The sequence below is a fragment of the Paenibacillus maysiensis genome (assembly GCF_000520815.1).
Lineage (GTDB): Bacteria > Bacillota > Bacilli > Paenibacillales > Paenibacillaceae > Paenibacillus > Paenibacillus maysiensis.
In genome coordinates this window covers 1-380 of sequence record NZ_ASRY01000125.1, presented here as the reverse complement: position 1 = coordinate 380, position 380 = coordinate 1, and the positions used below count along the sequence as shown (strand labels likewise).

The following is a 380-nucleotide window of genomic DNA, read 5'->3' as shown; positions in this document are numbered from 1 at the left end:
TGGATTGGACGGAGCTTGCGTTGGAGTATAGCTTTTTTGATCAAGCCCATCTAAACCGTGATTTTCGCAGATTCTATGGCGATTCTCCGCTTACTGCGGCAAGGGATTTTCGAAAGTTGTCCGATTTTTACAATACACGTCCTGAGGCTTCCATTATATTCAAAACATGAAGAAGAATGACGAAGGAGAGATGAGCGCATGAGTGGAACGCTACAAATTCGGGAACATTTGCTGAATGAGCTGGAGACTGGAGTACGAACAGGAGAAGCCCTGATCCGTAAAATACGTCCAGAGGATTGGAGCTTTCGTCCACAGGACAATTTCCGCTCACTTTTGGAGCTAGTGCATCATTTTGTACTCATTCCTGCTTCGGATCTTGC

The 380-nt window shown here is 45.5% G+C and carries 1 protein-coding gene and 1 pseudogene; both read left to right on the top strand.

Features of this window, described 5'->3' with window-relative positions; translation table 11 throughout:
• The coding region (locus tag L696_RS31830) for an AraC family transcriptional regulator (RefSeq protein ID WP_162472156.1) at positions 1-170 on the top strand (170 nt) is incomplete at its 5' end.
• A 28-nt stretch (positions 171-198) separates the two neighbouring features.
• Positions 199-380, top strand: a pseudogene (locus tag L696_RS0108115) (DinB family protein); the annotation flags it as partial.